Origin of the sequence: Oerskovia sp. Root918, from assembly GCF_001428945.1 — a bacterium.
In the GTDB taxonomy this organism is placed as follows: domain Bacteria; phylum Actinomycetota; class Actinomycetes; order Actinomycetales; family Cellulomonadaceae; genus Oerskovia; species Oerskovia enterophila.
This window is the reverse complement of sequence record NZ_LMJG01000012.1, coordinates 396732-416655: the sequence shown is the minus strand read 5'-3', so window position 1 is coordinate 416655 and position 19924 is coordinate 396732. Positions and strand designations below refer to the sequence as shown.

At 72.7% G+C, this 19924-nt stretch carries 13 protein-coding genes and 1 pseudogene; all 14 read right to left on the bottom strand.

All coding sequences use genetic code 11. From position 1 onward, the window contains the following. Positions 1-806, bottom strand: a pseudogene (locus tag ASE27_RS21180) (pyridine nucleotide-disulfide oxidoreductase); the annotation flags it as partial. A 4-nt stretch (positions 807-810) separates the two neighbouring features. After that, positions 811-1284, bottom strand: coding sequence for an NAD(P)-binding protein (locus ASE27_RS21175; RefSeq protein WP_369819010.1), 474 nt, complete (start codon positions 1282-1284; stop codon positions 811-813). 437 nt (positions 1285-1721) lie between these two features. Continuing rightward, complete coding sequence (locus ASE27_RS11175) at positions 1722-2255, bottom strand: hypothetical protein (protein ID WP_056649870.1); 534 nt, start codon at positions 2253-2255, stop codon at positions 1722-1724. Continuing rightward, entirely contained in the window at positions 2252-2728 is a 477-nt protein-coding gene (locus ASE27_RS11170) for an LpqN/LpqT family lipoprotein (protein WP_056649866.1), read from the bottom strand. The genes ASE27_RS11175 and ASE27_RS11170 overlap by 4 nt, the downstream gene beginning before the upstream one ends. Before the next feature lie 152 nt (positions 2729-2880). Beyond that, positions 2881-4014 (bottom strand): WXG100 family type VII secretion target, encoded by a 1134-nt coding sequence (locus tag ASE27_RS11165; protein ID WP_056649864.1) that lies wholly within the window; start codon positions 4012-4014, stop codon positions 2881-2883. A gap of 148 nt (positions 4015-4162) precedes the next feature. Further along, positions 4163-4435, bottom strand: a complete 273-nt coding sequence (locus ASE27_RS11160) for a hypothetical protein (RefSeq protein ID WP_056649861.1) — start codon at positions 4433-4435, stop codon at positions 4163-4165. A gap of 119 nt (positions 4436-4554) precedes the next feature. Beyond that, complete coding sequence (locus ASE27_RS11155; protein WP_056649858.1) at positions 4555-9006, bottom strand: FtsK/SpoIIIE domain-containing protein; 4452 nt, start codon at positions 9004-9006, stop codon at positions 4555-4557. A 64-nt stretch (positions 9007-9070) separates the two neighbouring features. After that, positions 9071-9763, bottom strand: coding sequence for a hypothetical protein (locus ASE27_RS11150; protein ID WP_056649855.1), 693 nt, complete (start codon positions 9761-9763; stop codon positions 9071-9073). Then, the gene (locus tag ASE27_RS11145) at positions 9760-11568 is read right to left on the bottom strand and encodes a serine/threonine-protein kinase (protein WP_056649853.1); all 1809 of its coding nucleotides are present in this window, start codon (positions 11566-11568) and stop codon (positions 9760-9762) included. Before ASE27_RS11145 ends, ASE27_RS11150 begins: the two co-directional genes overlap by 4 nt. Further along, positions 11565-13472, bottom strand: a complete 1908-nt coding sequence (locus ASE27_RS20905) for an FHA domain-containing protein (RefSeq protein ID WP_056649848.1) — start codon at positions 13470-13472, stop codon at positions 11565-11567. The genes ASE27_RS11145 and ASE27_RS20905 overlap by 4 nt, the downstream gene beginning before the upstream one ends. Then, complete coding sequence (locus tag ASE27_RS11135; RefSeq protein WP_056649846.1) at positions 13469-14311, bottom strand: PP2C family serine/threonine-protein phosphatase; 843 nt, start codon at positions 14309-14311, stop codon at positions 13469-13471. The genes ASE27_RS20905 and ASE27_RS11135 overlap by 4 nt, the downstream gene beginning before the upstream one ends. Further along, positions 14308-15969 carry an RDD family protein gene (locus tag ASE27_RS11130; RefSeq protein ID WP_056649843.1) on the bottom strand — a complete coding sequence of 554 codons (1662 nt, stop codon included), beginning with the start codon at positions 15967-15969 and terminating at the stop codon, positions 14308-14310. The genes ASE27_RS11135 and ASE27_RS11130 overlap by 4 nt, the downstream gene beginning before the upstream one ends. Next, positions 15969-18476, bottom strand: coding sequence for a transglutaminase family protein (locus tag ASE27_RS11125; RefSeq protein WP_056649840.1), 2508 nt, complete (start codon positions 18474-18476; stop codon positions 15969-15971). The genes ASE27_RS11130 and ASE27_RS11125 overlap by 1 nt, the downstream gene beginning before the upstream one ends. After that, positions 18476-19924 (bottom strand): DUF58 domain-containing protein, encoded by a 1449-nt coding sequence (locus tag ASE27_RS11120; RefSeq protein WP_082608818.1) that lies wholly within the window; start codon positions 19922-19924, stop codon positions 18476-18478. The genes ASE27_RS11125 and ASE27_RS11120 overlap by 1 nt, the downstream gene beginning before the upstream one ends.

Genomic DNA, 19924 nt, shown 5'->3' with positions numbered 1-19924 from the left:
TCGGCTGCGGCAACTGCCCCCGTGACGTCCTCGACGAGGTGGCGGACGGTCTCCGAGGCGTCGGACTTGGTGTGCCCGATCAACCCGACCGGGCCGCGCTTGATCCAGCCCGTGGCATACACCCCCGGGACCTGCTCACCATCGATGTCGATCACCCGACCCTCACGGTTGGGAATGACACCCTTGAGCTCGTCGAACGGCACCTCGGRCAACGGCGACCCGAAATACCCCACCGCMCGATAGACCGCCTGCACCGGCCAGTCCTGGAACTCCCCCGTCCCACTGACCGTCCCGTCACCGTTGAGCACCGTGCGCTCGGTACGCAACCCCTCGACCCGCTCCTGCCCCAGCACCGCGACCGGCGCCTTCAAGAAATGCAGGTGCAACCGSCGCGAAGCCGTGAACCCGCTCGGGTCCTTCAGCGTCCAGTCCGTCAACGTCTTGACGACCTGCTTCGTCTGGTTCGACGAATTGATCGCCGCCATCGACCCCTCGTCGAACTCGAAGTCCTCCGGATACACGATCACGTCCACATCCGGCACATGACCCAGCTCACGCAGCTCCAACGGCGAGAACTTCGCCTGCGCCGGACCACGCCGCGCGAACACGTGCACATCCGTGACCGGCGACGCCTTCAACCCYGCATACACGTTGTCCGGGATCTCCGTGGGCAACAGATCATCCGCATGCTTGGCCAAGATCCGCGCCACGTCCAACGCCACGTTCCCCGCCCCCAGCACCGCGACCTCACGCGCCTCCAACGGCCACGTCCGCGGCACGTCCGGATGCCCGTCGTACCACGACACGAAATCAGCAGCACCGAACGACCGCCCCCAGCACCGCGACCTCACGCGCCTCCAACGGCCACGTCCGCGGCACGTCCGGATGCCCGTCGTACCACGACACGAAATCAGCAGCACCGAACGAMCCYGGCAGATCGATCCCCTCGATCGGCAACGCCGCATCCCGGATCGACCCCGTCGAGAAGATCACCGCGTCATAGAACTGCCGCAGATCGTCCAGCTTCAGATCCACCCCATAATCCACGTTCGCCAACAACCGCACATCACCACGCGCCAACACCTTGTGCAACGCCACGATGATCTGCTTGATCCGCGGATGATCCGGAGCCACCCCATACCGCACCAACCCAAAAGGCACGGGCAGACGCTCGAACAGATCGATACTCACCTCGACATCCGTCTTCGACAGAATGTCCGCCGCATAGATACCAGCAGGACCAGCGCCGACGATAGCGACGCGCAAAGGACGGGAGCTGCTCACAGGAAAGAACGCCTTCCGATCGAGGAGGGGGAAAGAACGCCTTCCGATCGAGGAGGGNATCACCTACGCGGGCGTCTTCGACAGAATGTCCGCCGCATAGATACCAGCAGGACCAGCGCCGACGATAGCGACGCGCAAAGGACGGGAGCTGCTCACAGGAAAGAACGCCTTCCGATCGAGGAGGGGGACGAACGGTCCGCAGGAGTGGGGCGGACCGGTCACGCGGGCTGTCCGGGTGAGGTCCGCGGCCGCCAACGGGAGAACCACTCGATTGTACGACTGAGGTGAACCTCCACACTGACAGGCGATCTCGCCTGATGGAACCCTGTCTTGCGATCTGAGCAATCGTTACGCGGTTCGGGGACGTGCGCACTCAGGGCGCCACGGGAGGCCACGACGGCTCGGCCTGCCCTCGCGCCACAGCGCGCGCCGCCGGATCAGCCCTCGAACCGTCGCATGAACCCGTTGTCGAACCGAGGGCGCCACCCGAGCGAGCGAAGCGTCGAGAAGACCGGCACCTTGATGGTCGAGGGTGTGAACGACAGGGTCGCGACGTTCGACACCTCGTAGCCTCGCTCACCGGAGGCCGTGACCCGCGGCGCGACCACGACCTTCAGGGAGCGCGCCCCGAAGGTCTTGCCACGGAACCCGTCCTTGCGAGCCTCGGCGTGCACGCCACCGGCCGAGACCCCCACGGACCTGCGCGCCGAGCCGTGGAGCTCGGTGAACGCGTAGGTCCCTCGCTTGCCGTCGAGCGTCACCACGAGCCGGAACGTCTTGGTGACGGCCCCTGCACCGAAGAAGGACTGCCACCGCACGTCCCAGCCCTTCCAGGTCGCGGTGACGACGGCACCCTTGTCCGTCGGTTCCGCCGTGACCTCGTAGGGCACGTCCTCCGCGTTGAGCGAGAGGAGAGCCGCGACGACGTCCTCGACCCCGGCCGGACCGCCGGTCGGCACGGGGACGCTCACTCCTCGATCCTCAGGCTCTCCTGGATCGCTCGGATCTCGACCAGCAGCTGCTCGGCCTGCGCTCCCGAGCACGAGCCCGTGACCTGCACCAGGTCCACGACGGGTCCACGGTCGACGATCGTCGTGCGGACGGCCTGGACCAGGGTGCCCCCCTCGGCGTCCGTGAAGGCGCCCTCGATCCGGAAGCCGGGATGTCCCGCGATCTCCCGCTCCTCGCGCCCCAGCTCGGCGTACCCGGCGAGCCCGGTCAGCTTGGTCACGACCTCGCTCACGGCGTTCTCCAGCGTGAACTGCTTGCGCGTGCGCGACACGACCACGATGACGTTGGGCCGGAACTCGCCGGGGGCCACGACCTTGGCCAGGGCGAGCGGGAGCGCGACCTCGGGGAGCGGTGCCCAGTCCTCCGGGCAGTCGATGCTGACCCGGACGGGAGCAGGGAAGTCGGCGCTGGGGTAGGAGAGCACGGTGCTCATGAACCATCCTTCGTGTCGGTCGGTACCGTCCTGCTCGACGGCAGGACGGGGGTGTCAGTCTGTCAGGCCCTCGGCGGCTCGGGCATCTCCGTGAGGCTCGTGCAGCTCAGTCCCCACGGGCCGCTCCCGCTCGCGCCCGTGCGGTGAGCCGGTCACCAGGGCAGGAGGTCGGTCAGGCCCTCCACGAGCTTCTTGGGCTCGAGGTCGACCTTCAGTCCGACCCCACCGCCGAGCCCGAGCGCGACGCCGAGGTCGATGTCGATCTCCGTGTGCTCCCAGCCCGCCTTGACGTCCACGTTCGCACGGACGCCGATCCCCGCGTAGCCGGTCGCCTCGGCGCCGACCTGGGCGCCCTCGATCCCCACCGACGCCTCGACCTTGGCCTCGGCACCGGCGAACGCCTCGGCGCCGACTGCGACCCCCAGCCCGTCGGGTCCGACCGAGGCCGCGGCGTCGACGCCGGCGCGCGCGCCCGCGAACGCCTCGGCACTGCCGTTCGCCTCGAGGATCCCGTACCCCAGCGAGCCGTCGGCCTTGCCCCCTGCCCCGACGGCGACCCCGGCCTGCCCCTCGACCGCCAGGCCGTCGGCACCGACGTACCCGCCCGCCCCGGCGTCCGCCCGCGCCCCGGCCCAGCCGGCCAGCGAGCCGTCGCCGTGGAAGCCGCTCGACTCGCCGAACGATCCGTCCATCTCGCCCTGGACACCCAGGACCCCGGACGCGTTCGCGCTCGCCAGGTGCGCCTTGGCGTCGACCGGACGCTTGTCGTCGTGCAGCGGGCCGTCCACCTGCTCACCGTCGAGCGTGGACAGCTGGTACGTGGACTGGTAGTTCCGGTGGGGGTCGAACACGCCGCTGTTGTCGACCTTCTCCCCGGCGGCACCGCCCGTCCCGCCGTGCAGCCACCACGGGGACCCCGGAGCCAGGGGGCCTGCAGGTCCGATGACCGGCCCGCCGCCAGGACCGCTCGTCGAGCCTCCACCGGGTGTCCCACCTCCCCAGCTCGTCCCGCCGGGCCCGTTGTCCTCGCTCGTGACCTCCTGATGGTCGGCGTTGCGCACGAGCGCCGTGCCTGCCTCGCGCAGCGCGTCGCGCGTCGTCGTGAGCGCAGAGGCGCACTGCGAGGACCACAGGTCGCGGAAGTGCTCGGCGTCCGGCCCCTTCCAGTCCACACCGCCCAACCGTTGCGAGATCCTCGTCCGGAGGTCCTCGAGCTCGCCCGAGGCCTCGTCGAAGCTCTTGCCGAGCGCCCGGAGCGCCGTGACGTCGGCACCGTAGAAGGCCACAGGTTCTCATCTCGCGTCGTCGGGCATCTGCCCGAGGGTGGGGAAGGTCGGCGACGTGCCGAAGAGGCAGACGAAGGGCAGACGAGAGGGCACAGGACCCGAAGATCCTGCGCCCTCTCGTCTGCCCCGTCGTCGCGCGTCCTGGGGATCAGGAAGCGTTGGAGGTGGCCTCCTGCGCGAGCGCGTTCGACTGCGCCTTGGCGCCGGCCTCGTTGAGCGCCGTGATGACGGTCTGGAGGGCCGTCACGTGCTGGCCCGACCAGTCGGAGCGGAACGCGGTGGCGTCCGGGCCGTTCCACTCGACGGAGTCCAGCTTGCCCGTGAGCTTCGACTTGATGGCGTCGACGTCCGAGGCTGCCTGGATGAGCTCGGCCGAGAGCTGCTTGACCTGCTCGACGTTGAGGCCCCAGTAGTTGCTCATGTGCTGCTCCTTCTTTCAGGGCCACCCCCTGCGGGCGACCTCGTCATGTTCTCGACACGGAGTACTCAACCATGTCGTGCCTACCCCGTACATGGGGACAGGTCCCCATCCGTGGAGAGCTACTCCGGGAGGGCCATCTGCACCTTCCGGGTGCGCCCGGCCACGACGAGGAAGCCTCGCCCGGCCGGGAACTCTGCTCGGCGGATCCGTCCCAGCGACGTGCCGAGGAGGATGTCGCCGTCGGTGTCGCCGGGGGTCAGGATCAGCCCGCTCCGCCCGGCCTTGAACGGCTTGGCCAGGGTCCACGCCTGGCTCCACGTCGAGCTCTCCGACTCACCGACCACGAGCTGGTCGGTCCGGACGAGGAGCTGGACGAGCTTGTCGAGGACCGCCTCCGCCGGGGTACCCGTGAGCTCGGTGAGGTTCTCGACCACCAGGACGAGGTCCCCGCGACCGAGCTGCCCGGACTCTGCCTGCGCCTTGATCGACTCGACGACGGGGACGATCTCCTCGGGGCTCGTCGCGGTGGTGTCCCACACGGGCAGCGCCGAGATGGGCGTCGGACGAGGTGAGAAGAACACGATCCGGGTCCCGGGACGCGCGCGCCGGACCGCCTGCGCGATCGTCACGAGCGCGGTCGTCCGACCGCCGACGGGGGGACCGCCCAGCAGGAACGTGCCGCGCTCGGGCAGCACGACCGGGGCGATGTCGAGGTCGTCGAGGCCGATGACCGGAGCGCCGCCCACCGACGCGGGCAGCGACGAGAGCGGGATCGAGTCGGGCAGCTTCTCGATCGACGGCGCCTGGGGGACGCCGTTGCGCACCATCGCGTCACGCAGCTTGCTGATCTCTCGCGACTGGATCGAGACGTTGGCGTCCCCGCCCAGCACGGCGACCTGGACCTCGTTGCCCGCCAGGACTCCTCGACCGGGCGGCGAGGCCGGGGTCAGGACGTCGCGTGGCACCCCGACCATCAGGTAGTCGTCGGCGTTCGCGAGGCGCAGCACGAGCCTGCGCTGGATGGTGCTGCCCAGCGAGGTCGGCACGGCGCTCGGCCGGTCGCCGGTGATGATCACGTGCACGCCAACCTGGCGCCCGTCGGTCGCGAGCTGCGAGAACGCCGCCCACACGGGGAACCACGGGGTCGCCTTGAGGTCGTACTCGTCGCGGAACGCGCCGATCCCGTCGACCAGGAGCAGGATGCGCGGCTCCTGCGGCGCGCCGGCGAGGGACCGGTACTCGCCGATCGTCCCGGCACGCACGGCCGCGTACCGCACCGAGCGGTCGTCGACGATGCCGCGCAGCATCCGCAGGACGCGGGTCACGCGCTCGGCGTCGTCCCCCGCGATGACCGCGCCGACGTGCGGCAGGTCCTCGAGCATCCGCAGGCCGCTCGCCCCGCAGTCGATCGCGTAGACCTGGACCGGGCCACCACGGGCCGTGATCGCGGCCGAGACGGCGATCGACCGCAGGGCGGCGCTCTTGCCCGAGCCACCGGTGCCGAAGATCGCCATGTTGCCGTCGCGGTCGGGCTCGTAGAAGACGGTCGGCTGCTTCTGCGACGCAGGGTCGTCGACGACGCCCAGGAGGAGGAGCTCGTCGGTGCGCGGGTTGGGCAGGAGAGCCAGGTCGTAGGTCCGGGCGAGCTCGTCGAGCCACGGCTTGCGCGGGGCCGGGACGGCCGCGTTCTGCGCCGCGCGCGCGATCGTCGCCACGGCCCGGGCGATGTCGTTCGGACCGGGGTCGACGACCTCCTCGACGTCGGGGGCCGGGATCTCCCACGAGGCGCCCGTCCCGAACGACATCTCCTCGACGTCGAGGCGGGGACGCTGCGGCCGGTCGGTCGTCCAGCCGCCCGCGTACCCCGTCTGGAACGGGGTGATGCGCCCGGGCCCCGTCTTGACCGCGCCTCGGCCCGGGATCGACGGGTCGAAGTGCGCAGCGAGCGGGATGCCCAGGATGTCGGTCGAGTCGGCCTCGTCGGCCATGCGCAGCGCGACGCGGAGGTTCGTGTTGGCCCGCAGGTTGTCCTTGATGACGCCGGCCGGTCGCTGGGTGGCGAGGATGAGGTGCAGCCCGAGCGAGCGTCCGCGCTGGGCGACGTCGACGACGCCGTCGACGAACTCCGGGACCTCGTTGACGAGGGCCGCGAACTCGTCGACGACGATCAGCAGGCTCGGCGGCGCCTCGGGGTCGCCCGTGCGCTCGAGCGAGACGAGGTCCTTGGCCTTCTTCCGGTTGAGCAGGTGCTCCCGGTACCGCAGCTCGGCACGCAGCGACGTGAGCGCCCGACGCACCAGGTGGGGCGAGAGGTCGGTCACGAGGCCCACGGTGTGCGGCAGGTTCACGCAGTCCGCGAACGCCGCCCCGCCCTTGTAGTCGACGAACAGGAACGTGACCCGGTCGGGGCTGTGCGCGGCGGCCATGCCCAGCACCCACGACTGGAGGAACTCGGACTTGCCGGCGCCGGTGGTCCCGCCGACGAGCGCGTGCGGGCCCTGGGTGCGCAGGTCGAGGTGGAGCGGCTCGGTCCCCGAGTGCCCGACGAGCGCGTGCAGGGTCGCGTCGGACTTGCGGCGCACGGGCGGCGACCCGTCGCGCACGGTCAACGAGTGGTTCTCGCGCCAGCGCTCGACCAGGGCGTCCGGGTCGCTCAGCAAGGCCTGGCCCGCGAGCGACACGAACGACACCGAGCGCGGGAGGTCCGAGTCGTCGTCGATCGGTGCGCCGACGTCCACGACGGGGGCCAGGGCACGCGCGAGCTCGTGCGCGGTCGCGAGGTCCACCTGCTCGCACAGCACGGGGAAGGTGAGGCGTCCGACGCGGACCTCGCCCGACGTCGCTCCCCCGTCGCCCGTCAGGACGAACGTGCGGCACGCGGCAGGCAGCTGCTCCACGGTCGGGGCGATCCACACGACGTGCACCCCCACGTCGGCGCCTCGCTCCGCGAGGCGGGTCGTGCGGGACCGGTCCACGGGAGCGTCGTCCTCGACGAGCACGACGACGGTCGGCAGCACGGGCGCCTCGAGGTCGTCGAGCTCCTTGGCGGGGTCGACGCCGCCCCGGTCCCGGGCCCGCTCGCCCAGGTCCGCACCGCGCGACTCGACCAGGTCCTCGAGCCGCGACAGGAGCGACGCGCCCGCACCGGGGTTGTCCGCGAGGTGGTCACCCGCGAGCGGGCTGTGCGGCGAGCCCGTGTGGGGCAACCACTCGAGCCACTCCCAGTCGACCCGCGACCGGGGCGAGGTGAGCGCGGCGACGACCAGCTCGGCGGGCGAGTGGAGCGCGACGAGCTGGACCAGGATCCCGCGCCCCACGCCGTCGACCGTCCCGGCGGGCCCCGTGATGCCCAGGCCCCCGCTCGACCGCAGGTGAGCCACGACGGGCACACCGTCGATGTGCGAGCACTCGGCCTGCAGCTTCTCGAGCTCCTGCCAGTAGACCGGCAGCGTGTCGTTGTTGCCCAGGTCGTCGAGCTGGACGCGCGAGACCCCTCGCCCGAGGCCGATCCGCACGCTCAGGAACGCCTGGTGCTCGGGCCGGTGGGTCCACAGCAGCGCACCGAAACGCCGTACGGCGTCCACGGTGTCCGCGACCGACGGCGTCTCGGCGAGCCGCACGGCACGCTCGACCGCATGGGTCCGTTCGATGGTCTCGCGCATGGCCGCGACCGAGACCGTGAACTGCTCGACCTGGGCCTTGAACCGTCGCTTGGCCTGGACCTTCTGGTCGACGTAGTTGCCGATCATCAGGATGGGGCTCAGCGCGATGAAGACGACCGACATGAAGTCCTTGCGGACCATCCACAGGACGACTCCCATGACCAGCGGAGCGGCCATGGCCAGCCACGGGAAGCGCGCGGGCTGGAGCGGCTGCGGCGGCTTGGGGGCCTTGAGCGTGCGCTCCGGGAAGCGGGCCACGACGCGCGGCGAACGGTTGAACTCGACGATGGGGCTCGTCGGGGCGAGGCTGCCGCTGCGCTGCAGCGCCACGACCGCGATGACCGAGCCGCCGACGTCGACCGTGTCGGCCGACGTGAGGGTCGCGCGCGCCATGCGCTCGCCGCCCATGACCAGGCCGTTGGCCGAGTTGGTGTCGACGATCTCGATCGACTCCCCGACCGTCAGTCGCGCGTGCCGCTTGGACACGAGCGGGTCGTCGAGCCGGACGTCCATGTCCCGGTCGCGACCGAGGTAGCTCGTGCCGACGGGCAACGGGAACTCCCTGCCCGCGTCGGGTCCCGAGAGCACGCGCAGGACGGCGGCGGCCGGCCCCCGGTCCTGACCGGGTGCCTCGAACTGCTCGGAGACCCGGACGATCGAGACGGTCGCGCCCGACCGGAGGCCCGCCTCGATCAGGTCGCTCGTCGGTGACAGGACCCGGCCCTGGGACGCGCTCGACGCGTCGTCGACCTGGAGCGTGAGCCGGTCCGGGGCCGCGGCCCCGGCGCGCACGGGGTCGCCCGAGTAGAGCGCCTCGGCGATGTCGCGCACGGTCGCCGTGGCGTCGGCCGTGACCGCGACGTTCGTCAGGGTCGAGTCCGGGCGGTGCAGGGTCAGCTTGATGCGCACAGGAGAGGTCCTCGGTCAGACCGGCGCGGGCGCCGGGACGGTCGGGGGGAACGTGTCCCGGTGGTCAGTCGCTCGGCAGGTCGAGCAGGGCGAGGTCGTCGGAGGTCACGAGCCGCGACGCGACCGCGTACTCGACGAGACGCGCGCGCCGGTTCGTGGCGAGCGCGCCCGGACCTCCGCGCAGGCCCTTGACCCCGATCCGGTCGAGCTTGTCGCACACGTTGTCGAGCTTGCGGTTGAAGCGCGTGGTGGCCCACCCGAGCCGACGCGCGGCGTCCGCGGAGGTCGGGATCTCCGAGAGACCCGTCCCGTCCCGGCGGAGCATGGGCTCGGCGAGCGCGACCATGAGCTGCTTCTGGCTGACGGTGAAGCTCGTCATGCCGATCGTGGTCGCGCCGTCGGCGGGCTCCTCCGAACGGATCTCCTGGTACGGCGCCCCCGCGAGCTGGACCATGACCTCGTAGGTCGTGGGGCCCGCGGTGAAGACGATCGAGGTCGAGGCGAAGACGAGCGGGAGCCGGTTGCCCGGTGAGAGCCAGGACTGCACTCCCCCGCCCGCGTCGCAGATGGTCGCGGAGATGAGCGAGCCCACGTTCGCGAGCCACCAGATGCCGTTCTCGTGCGTGATCCGCAGGAAGCGTCGGTGCAGGTAGGGGTTGTCCTCGATCTCGAGGTCGCCGTCGCGCCCGATGTCGAACTCCTCCCCGGGCACGGGGCGGAACCACTCGCCGCAGAACTCGATCGCGAGGTCGCTCATTCCGGCTCGCACTTCGTGAAGGGCTTGGACGGTCTTCCGTCACGCTTGACCGTGATCTCGATGCAGACCTTCTCGCCCTTGGCCGCCTCGTACCGCACCACGTTGAAGGACACCTCCTCGGGCTTCTCGTCGGCCGTCGGGTCCTCGACCCGACGGATCGAGAACATGTCGCCGTCCTGCCATCCCTCGGGGTACTCGATCTTGAAGGCCACCTGGCCCAGGTCGTCCATGTACCCGGACGTCACGGTCGTGACGGGCTGCACGATGTCGCCGAGGTTGTCGTTCGGGAGATCGCCCGTGTCCCCCGTGTCTCCCGTCTCCGTGCTGTCGACATTCGGCCGGTCGGTGTCCGCGTCCGCCGAGCCGCCGCCGGGTGGGTTGAGGAGCACGAAGATCCCGACCACCACGAGCACGAGGACCCCTGCGGCGACCAGGAGCGGCCAGGCCTGCCGCTTGGGCGCGGGGGCCGCGGACGGCCCGGGGTCCAGGGGGGCCTCGACGCCGACGCGGTGCACGGTGTCGTCCACGGGCGGACCCCAGGCCCCCGTGTGCTGCTGGGCGACACCCGGCGCGGGCCGCTGCGGGACGAAACCACCGCCCGACGGCGGCACGTGGGTCGGGAGCCCGGGCGCCTGCTGGTAGGGGGTGGGCTGTGCCGGGGCCTGCGGTGCCGCGACGGAACCCACCGGGGTGCCGTACGTGGTCGGTGTCCCGGTCGCGACCTGCGCGCGGCCGCTCGAGGTCACGGGCGCGTAGGGGAGCTGCGACGGGTCCTGCCGGTAGACGGGGGTCGTCCCGTTCGTCGTGGTGCGACCGCCCGGCGACGGGTGCGAGCCGGAGGTGCTGCCCGGAACCCCGCGCGGGTCGATCGAGACGATCGCGCGCAGCCGCGTGCCACCGTCGTCGTCGGGCTCCTCCTCCTGCGTCAGGCCCGAGTCGTCGAGGACGTCGATCGGCGTGACGCCGTACGAGAGCTCGTTCTGGACCTGCTGGAGCGCCCGCGCGAACGCGAGCATGCTCGGGTAGCGCGACGCAGGGTTCTTGGCCATCGCCGTGCCGAGCACGCGCTCGAGCGACGGCGGGACGTCGGTGCGCCCCGTGGGCAGCAGCGGCGTCGACTCGATGCGGGTGATGAGGCTCGCGCTCGAGTTGGACCCGCCGGGGAGCTCGAACGGCGCCCGCCCGGCCAGCAGCGTGTACGTCGTGGCGGCCAGCGCCCAGACGTCGGTCTCCTTGCCCGCCCACGGGTTCTCGGCGAACGACTCGGGGGGCGACCACGGGATGGACATGCCCTCGGCCCTGGACGCGTCGTCGAGCGTCGAGGAGATGCCGAAGTCCGTGAGCGCAGGGTGCCCGTACTCGGTGACCAGGATGTTCGCGGGCTTGATGTCGCGGTGCAGGATCCCGGCCCGGTGCGCCGTCTCGACCGCACCGGCGATCTGGACGGCGATACGCAGGACCTCGGCCACGCTGAGCCGCTCGGTCCGGTAGCGCGCGCCGAGGTTGGGCCGCGAGCAGTACTCCATCGCGAGGTAGGGGCGTCCGTCGGACGCGACGCTCGCCTCGTACATGGTGACGATCGACGGGTGGGTCGACAACGTCGCCATGAGGTCGGCCTCGACGTCGAACGCGGCGCGCTGCGACTCGCTCGACCACTCGTGCAGCAGGACCTTGATCGCGACGCGACGCCGCGGACGCTGCTGCTGGTACAGGAAGACGTCGGAGAAGCCGCCGGACCCCACGACCGACACGTACTCGTAGCCGTCGATCAGTGGCGGCGCCGACGGGGCGCGCTTGGAGCTCATAGCAGTCCTTCGAAGACGAACGTCACGCCGTCACCGACGTCGACGACGTCCCCGGACGCGACCATCATGGGCTCGCCGGGGTGCAGGCGGCGCGGCGGCTGGCCGGGTCGCAGGACCGTGGTGCCGTTGGTCGTGTTGAGGTCGCACACCAGGACGTGCCAGCCCTCGAGCTGGATCTCGACGTGCGAGCGCGAGATGTCCTGCTCGGGGCTGGGGACGGCAACGAGCCGGGGCAGGTCGTTGCTCTGCGCGCGCGTGGTCCGGGGCCTGCGCCCCAGGACCACGGGACGGTCGAGCTCGACGACCTGACCGTTGGACAGCGTGAAGCGGCCCAGCGACGGGCGCGTGACCAGGTGGGCGTCGCCGTCGAGCGGTGCGCCGCAGCGACCGCACGTGTCGCGCGACGCAGGGTTGGCGTGCTCCTCGCGGCACACGCGCGCGAGGATCTGCTGCGACCCGGGAGCGGGCGGCGGCGAGAAGGTCGGTCCTGCCGCCGACGGCGGCGCAGGGGGCACCTCGACGTCGGGGGCCGGGGCGGGGAGCGGAGGTGCCCCCGCACCGCCGACCTGGGCCCGGAGATCCGCGATGACCGACGAGAAGACCGTGTGCCCGTCGTGGTCGTCGGCCTCCGCAGCGAGGCTCGGGGCCGGCGCGACCGTGCTCGGCTCGTGCGCGACGTCGACGTCGAAGGCGCGGGCCGCAGCGGCTGGTGTCGCCCCGGTCCACTCGCGCGGGATGCCGGCGATCATGCCGTCCTCGTCCTCGGGCTCGTCGTCGGACGACGGCCCGGAGCCTGCCGGCGCACCGGGTGAGGGGGCGACGAGCGGCGCGGAGGCCGCGGGACCGCTCGCGCCCTCGTCCTGACCGTCCTCGTCGACCCGGATCGCAGCGTCCTCGACCGTCCGCAGGACAGTCGACTCCCAGAGGTGGCCGTACCCCGTCTCCGCCTCGGTCGGAGGGGCGGGCACGGGGCCGACGCCGGACGATCCACCGTCCGACAGGGCCGGGCTCTCGACCGCGGCCGCCGGTCGCTGGACGTCGGGCGCGACCGTGACCTCGGGCGCGATCGTGGCCTCGGGCGCGATGGTCTCCTCGGACGCCTCGACCTGGTCACGGTCGACCGCCGCTCCCGGACCGTGCCCCAGCGGGTCCACGAGAGCGGGCGTGACCAGCGCGTCCGGCAGGGCCTCGTCCGTCCCGAGGACCTCGTCGCCCTGCCCGTCGCCCTCGAAGGAAGCACCGACCCGGCCAGCCTGGCTCACGACCACCGCGTCCGCCGACGACGGCTCGGCCGCAGGAGCGGCCGGCGGCGGCCCCCAGGCGAGCGCGTCGAGCGACGGGGGCGCGGGGACGCGCGCCGGAGCGTCGGCGACCTCGGGGAGCTCCGCCGTCGAGCGCTCGGTGCCCTGGGCCACCGGAACCTCCACGAGGTCCTGCACGATCCTGGACGCCAGCACGACACCCTCCCGCAGAGGCAGCCCGACCAGGGCGACCTGGCCCGCCGCGGCCTCGAGGTCCGTCACCGGGTCGACGCCGAGCTGCACCGAGACCACCTCGACGCCCTCCACGGAGCGCTCGGACCAGGTCGAGACGTCGTCGCCGTCCACGTGCACGCTCTCGGTCGGGGTGCGCAGGGTGACCGAGACGTCGCCGCGCACCGCGACCTGGACGCGCTGCCCGGAGACCACGGCGACCGCGAACGACGGCATGGTGCGCAGCGTGGCGCCCAGGACGACGGTCAGCAGCTGGATGACCTCGATGACCTCGGTCTCCGCGTCGCCCGACGCGTCGAGCCGCTCCCACAGGGCCCGGACGAGCTCGCTCGTCGCGCCGTCGGGCAGGACGACGATCGCTCCGCCCCGGACGAACCCGAAAGCGCTCCCCGTGTCGTAGCGCAGTCTCACGACCTGTCCCCCATCTGCAAGTGGATCTCGCGCGGCAAGGTGTCCTCGTCGGTGTAGCCCAGGGCGTCCCGGGGGGTCGTGGACCCGTCGCTGGTGTCCTGCCACGCCCCGGTCGCGTCGACGACGACCACGGTGATGTTATCCCGGCCACCAGCGACGATGGCCTCGTTGACCAGCAGGTCGGCCGCGCACTGGGGGTCGGGCTGCGCCAGGAGGATCTCGGCGATCCGTTCGTCCGACAGCTCGCCCGTCAGGCCGTCGGAGCACACGAGCATGCGGTCCCTCGGCTCGATGGGGATCCAGCAGAAGTCCGGCTCGGGCGGGAGCGCGGCCCCGACGGCCCGCGTCACGACGTGGCGTCGCGGGTGCGTGAGCGCCTGGGTCGGGGTGAGCAGGCCGGCGTCCACCATCTCCTGGACCTCCGAGTGGTCGACGCTGAGCTGCTCGAGGACACCATGCGACATCTGGTAGGTCCGCGAGTCACCGATGTTCACCACGAGCCAGTACGGGACGCCCTCCTGCTCGGCCACCACGACTCCCGTGACGGTCGTCCCGGCTCCCCGACCCGGTTCGGTGCTGATCGACCGCACGTCGTCCTGGGCGACGCCCAAGCGGTCACGGACGTCCTCGGGGCCCACGGTGCCGAGCGCCCCGAGCGGACGCAGCGCGTCGATCGCCGCGGCGCTCGCGACCTCGCCCGCGTCGTGCCCGCCCATGCCGTCGGCCACGAAGAAGACCGACCGGTCCGCGAGGAAGCGGTCCTCGTTGAGGAGCCGGCGGGCCCCGCGGTGAGAGCTCGCCCCCCAGGCCAGGTGCACCCCGGTCGTGCTCGCGCTCACGCGGCACCACCCGGGTGGACCGTGAGTCGGCGGTCGCCGACCTGGACCACGGACCCCACGGTCACGGCGACGCGGACGCCTGCCTCGAGCACCTGAGGGGCGCCACCGGGGCGCGTCAGGATGGTGCCGTTCGTCGAACCGCGGTCGACGAGCCAGAGCCCGCCCGCGTCGACGCCCATCTCGGCATGCGTCTTGGAGACCGAGCGGGTGGGATCCTCGACCGCGACCAGGACCACGGCCCCTTCCCCGGTCGCCTGCGGGTTGCGTCCGATCAGCGCCGTGCCCGTCACGGTGACCCGACGGCCCGACTCGAGCTCGAGCACGAACCCGGCCGGGGTGTCCCGCCGGACGTCGCTCACGCTGAACCGGGTGCTGTCCCAGTCGGGGTCCTCGTCGGTGGCCGCGGCGCTCGACACGGGGGCGACAGGTGCGGCAGGCGCCTGCTGGGGCGGAGCGGAGGGCGCGGCGTAGGACACGGGGGGCTGCGCCGTCGGGCCGGGAAGTCCCCCGCCCGACGACGGAGCCTCCGTGGGAGCGGAGGGCGCCACCTGGGCGGCGGTTCCCCCGGGCACCGAGACGCCGGGTGCTCCCGGGACTCCCGTGATCAGGCCGTCCTGGGCGCCCGCCTTGGGCGCCGGAGCCGCGCTGAACGCCCACGGGTCGGACGCGACCGGGACCTGCTGCGGGGCACCGGGATATCCGGGCGCGACCGGGGCCGCGTAGCCCGCGGGCGGGGTCGACGAGTACTGGACCGGCGTCGCGGCCGGGGCCGCGTACCCCGTGGGCGGGGCCGCGAAGGCACCCGTCGGGGGCATCGCCGCGAACGGCTCCGCGGGTGCGTGCGGCGCCCCGGACGCGGACGGCGCCACCGCGCGGACGTCGAGGACCACGGCCTTGGCCGCCTTGTCGTGCCAGCCCTGCCCGCGGCCGGACTTGTCGAAGGCCGGGGAGAGCGCCACGAGGAACTCTCCGACGCCGCACGCGATCGCCCCGAGCCCGATCACGATCCACCGCAGCGCGGCGCGGCCGAAGCCCAGGGGCGAGCGGTCCTCGGCCCGGACCGTGCGCAGCCCCAGCAGGAGGTTGCCGATCGTGCGGCCCGTCCGCCCCTCCCAGAACCAGATCCCGAGCCAGTAGACGAGCCCCAGGGCGCCGGTCACGGCCCACAGGATCGTCACGCTCCCGAGCAGCTCCTCCGCCTGAGCCTGCGTCGCCACGGTCATGCCGCCCGTGAGCGGCACGCCGAGGGCGGCCAGCCCACCGAGCACGACTCCCCCGGCGACGAGCCCGATCACCGCGCAGTCGACGAGGAACGCGACGAAGCGGCGGCCGACGCCCGCGACAGGGGCCGCGTGCCCTCCTGCCGACAAGGACCCGGAGGACGCCGAGGACACGGCGGGTGCGCCCGGGACCCCGGGTGCGCCCGGCTGCCCGGGACCCACGGGGAGGCCGTACGCACGCTGGGTCATGGCCGCGACCTCGCGCTCGGTCGTGACCCCGAGGACGGGCTCCGAGGCGGGGTCCGGCACCGGGTCCGGTGAGAGGCCCGCCGCGTACGGGCTGCCGGTGCGCGGGAACCTGGTCCCGCAGACCGCGCAGAACGCGGAGCCTGCGGCCTGCGTCGTGCCGCAGGCGCTGCAGGTCGTCGTCTCGGACATCACTTGTCTCCTGGCTTGGTGACGGGACCCGCCGCCGGCGTGCGCGCCGACCGGACGGACTGTCGAGCCCGACGGAACCTGGCAGGCAGCCAGGACCTCCGTGCGCCCCGCAGGGATCGTAGCGACACCGCGGCGCGAAGTCGCTGCCTGCGCGGCAGGGTGGACCGCATACCGGTCAGCACGGCGTCGACCTCCGTCCAGAAGGACTCGATCTCCTGCGGGCTCGGGTCCCCGGTCCCGAAGACCTGGGCATCGGCCGTCCGGGCGAGCGTGACGGTCGGTGCCGCAGCCGCGGGGAACGACTCGGACAGTGCCCCCGCGCCCTCCCGGCGCGTCGCACCGCCCGCGACGGGCGCTCCCAGGTCGGTGGCGGCGTCGAGCACCTCGCGCCAGCCACCGCTGATCCGGTCGACGGGCCGCTCGGCCTCGCGACGCCTCTTCCTGCGCCGTGACTTGAAGGCCACGATCAGGAGCAGCGGGAGGGCGAGCAGGATCAACGGCACCGCGACCGCGACCGCGACGAGGGCTGCCTGACCCCAGTCGAACCCGGACGACTCGGCGTCGTCCTTCTTCTCCTCGTCGTCGACCGTGCCGGCCTCCGCGTCCGCGGGCTCCTCGGGCGGCTCCGGGTCCTCGAGGACCGGGGGCTTGGGCACCTGGTCGCTCTTGGGCTCGGGCTCGATCTTGTTGTCCTCCTCCGGGATGGCGTCGACCGGCACCCACCCGTAGCCCTCGAACGGCACCTCGACCCAGGCGTGGACGTCGGCGCCCGTGGCCACGAACGGCGTGCCCTCCTCCCAGGTCTCGGGTGGGTAGAAGCCCATGACGACGCGCGCCGGGATCCCGGCGGACTGCGCCATCAGGGCGAGCGCGACCGCGAACTGCTCGTCGTCGCCGATCATCTCCTCGTCGGCGAGCAGCGTGTCGATGCGCTCGGCCGAGTGCCCCGGGCGCGAAGGGAGCTGCGTCTCGAGACCGCTCGAGAAGATGCCGCTCGCGACGAGGCCGTTCTTCAGGTTGTCGAGCTGGACGACGGGGTCCGTCTCCTCGGCCATGAACTGCGCGGCCTTGCCCGCGACCGAGTCGGGGACGTTGATCGAGCGCGGGAGCTTCTCGTCGAGGATGCGCGTGGACTGCAGGTCCTCGGCCGACGGGGCGGGCGCGACGATCGCGTCGAGGCGGAACGAGTCGCCCGGGCGCAGCCCCGCCGTCACGACACCGGTCGCCGTGGTCGAGTTGTAGTAGGTGGTCGAGCCCAGGTCCTCGGCCCGCTCGCCCTGGTAGACGATGCCCGCGAGCGACCCGACGTCGGGCACCCACACGCCCCGGTAGTCACCGATCGTGACCGTGAGGTCGGTCGGCGTGCCCTGGGCGACCGTGGCGATCTGGTCACCGGCCCGCGTGAAGACCCCCGACCCGGACCCGGCCCCGCCGCTCGAGACGTCGTAGACGACGCCGTTGTACGCGTCGAGCGTCGCGAGGCGGACGCGGGCACCCGCGGGCAGGCCCTCGACCGTGAACAGCTCGTCCTCGGTCATCTCCTTGGCGTACTTGCGGAACGACGCGAGCGGGCTGACGTACTCGTGCAGGTCGAGCGGCGGCACGACGTTCTCCCGCAGGACCATGCGCTCGGTGTCGGGCGTGAGCACGGGAGCCAGCAGGACAGCCGCGACCCCGCCGAGGGCGAGCATCGCGGCGCCGCCCCGGGCGCGGTGCCAGCGCAGCCGACGGGTCGCCGCGAGGCTCGCCTCGGTCGTGACCTGGTGCTCCCCGAGCCTCGCCTCGGTCGCGCGCCACGCGCCCCACAGCAGGCCGACGACGACCAGGACCAGGCCCTGGACCACGGGCACGGCAGGCACGACCGTGCCCAGGAGGATGATCGCGACGAACGCCAGCGCGACGGGGACGAGCGCCCACTGGGCGTCGCGGACCCGCCACGCGAGCGTGCCCGCGACGAGCGACGTGACGAAGAGCAGGAGGAACGGCACGACCCCGAGCTCCGGGAACGACTGGAGCGGCGGCACGGACGTGACGATCTCCTTCCAGCCCGTCACCGCGCCGAGCAGCAGGCCGCGGAACGTGTCGAGGGTCGGCAGGACGCCGGCGACCGTGGTGCCCGGCAGTGCGAACGGACCGCCGAGCAGCACGTAGACGAGGACCGCGGCGGCCGCGACGCTGAGCGTTCCCCAGCGGCGCCAGGCGCCGAGCCAGGCGACGCCGAGGCCCAGGACCATGCCGCCGACGGCGGGCAGCAGGTAGGCGGTCGAGCCCCACGCCGGGCCGAACCCGACGATCGCCGCGCCCAGCATCACGACGAGCGCGAGCGCGTCGAGGGCGCCCGAACCCGTGAGGGCCCGCGGGGCGCTCGTGCCGCGCGGGGCCCGGGACGTCGTCCCGTTCGAGCGGGTGCCCGTCGCGGTCGAGCCCGTGGTGTGGCCCGCGGGCCTGCCCTGCCAGGAGGGGCTGCCGGGACCGGCCGCCCGACCCCGGGTGTCGTTCTGGGACATCAGTCGTTCAGCCTCCGCAGTGCGAGGGGAAGGTCGCCCAGCTCCCCGATGGTGAGCACGACGAGCTCGGCGATCCGGTGGCGGCTGACCTTGGCGCCCGGGACGCACTGGATCGCCATGACCCGGACGTCCTGCGGCAGGCGGGCCGAGGCCGCGCGCAGCTCCGTGGGCGTGACCGAGCTGCCGACCACGAGCGCGACGACCGAGGCGTCCGTGACGCTCGCGGTCGCGACGCGGGCGACGTCGACGAGGCTCGTGCGCAGCTCACGGGTCTCGACGCGGGCGAGGTCGTCGAGCAGGCGTACGCGGTTGTCGCCGCGCAGGCTGCCGTCGTTGACGAGGACCGTGAGGCCACGGTCCTCCTTGATGGCCTGGAGGCCGAGCGAGCCGCACGAGCTCACCGCGAGCTCGAACTCGTCGGGGTGGCCGTAGTCCTCGGTGCGCGTGGACAGGATCACCGCGAGGTGCGAGCGCCGCGTCTCCTCGAACTGGCGGACCATGAGCTGCCCCGTGCGGGCCGTCGTCTTCCAGTGGATGTGGCGACGGTCGTCGCCCGGGACGTAGTCGCGCAGCGCGTGGAACGACACGTCGGAGTTGGAGATGTCCTGCGTCACGCGACCTTCGAGGTCGCGCAGGAAGCCCGTCGAGGAGCCCGACAGGTTCTTGGTGCGCGGGTGGACGAACAGCTCCTCGGGGTCCGTCCAGACGACCTCGCGACGCAGCAGGCCCAACGGGTCGGCACGGACCGAGCGCACGGGGCCCACGGGGATGACCGAGCGGCGGTGCGTCGGGATCGTGAAGATCTCCTCGTGGCTCGCCCCGGTGCGCAGGCGCGGGACCGGGAACGAGGCCACGCCCGCGCCCACGGGCAGCTCCATCACGGCGGGCAGGAGGGGACGCTGCGACTGGTTGCTCACCTCGAGCCGGCCGACCGCGCGGTCGCCGACCGTGACACGCTGCTGCCCGAGGTCCAGGTCCACCGTGTACTTGAAGGTCCCGCGCACGAACGCGACGGCTGCGAGGAGCGCGACCGTCAGGACGACCGCGACCACGATCAGCTCGACCCACGAGAACAGCAGCCCGGTCCACCACGCCGCGACCGTCCCGACCAGGACGGCCCAGCCGAACGGGCTCACGACCGAGGCCACGGGCGCGAGCGCCTCCGCGACGGGCGTCGTCACGGGCGCGAGGAGGCGGCGCAGGCGCGTCCCCCTGCCCGACGGCGTCGCGCGCCCCGGGCGCGCGGGCGCGGCCCTGCCCGTGGTCGGGCGGGCCGGACGGCTCCAGGGAGTCCGGGCGCGTCGGGGAGCTCCGGCCGGGGCCCCAGGGGACTCGGGGGCGCCGGGCGCACCCGTGGTGCCCTGGGCGCTCGGGACGCCCTGGGGCGTCCGTCCGGGAGCCGGGTCTGGGGTACCGCCTGCGGCGACGGAGGTCTCGGTCGTGGTCAT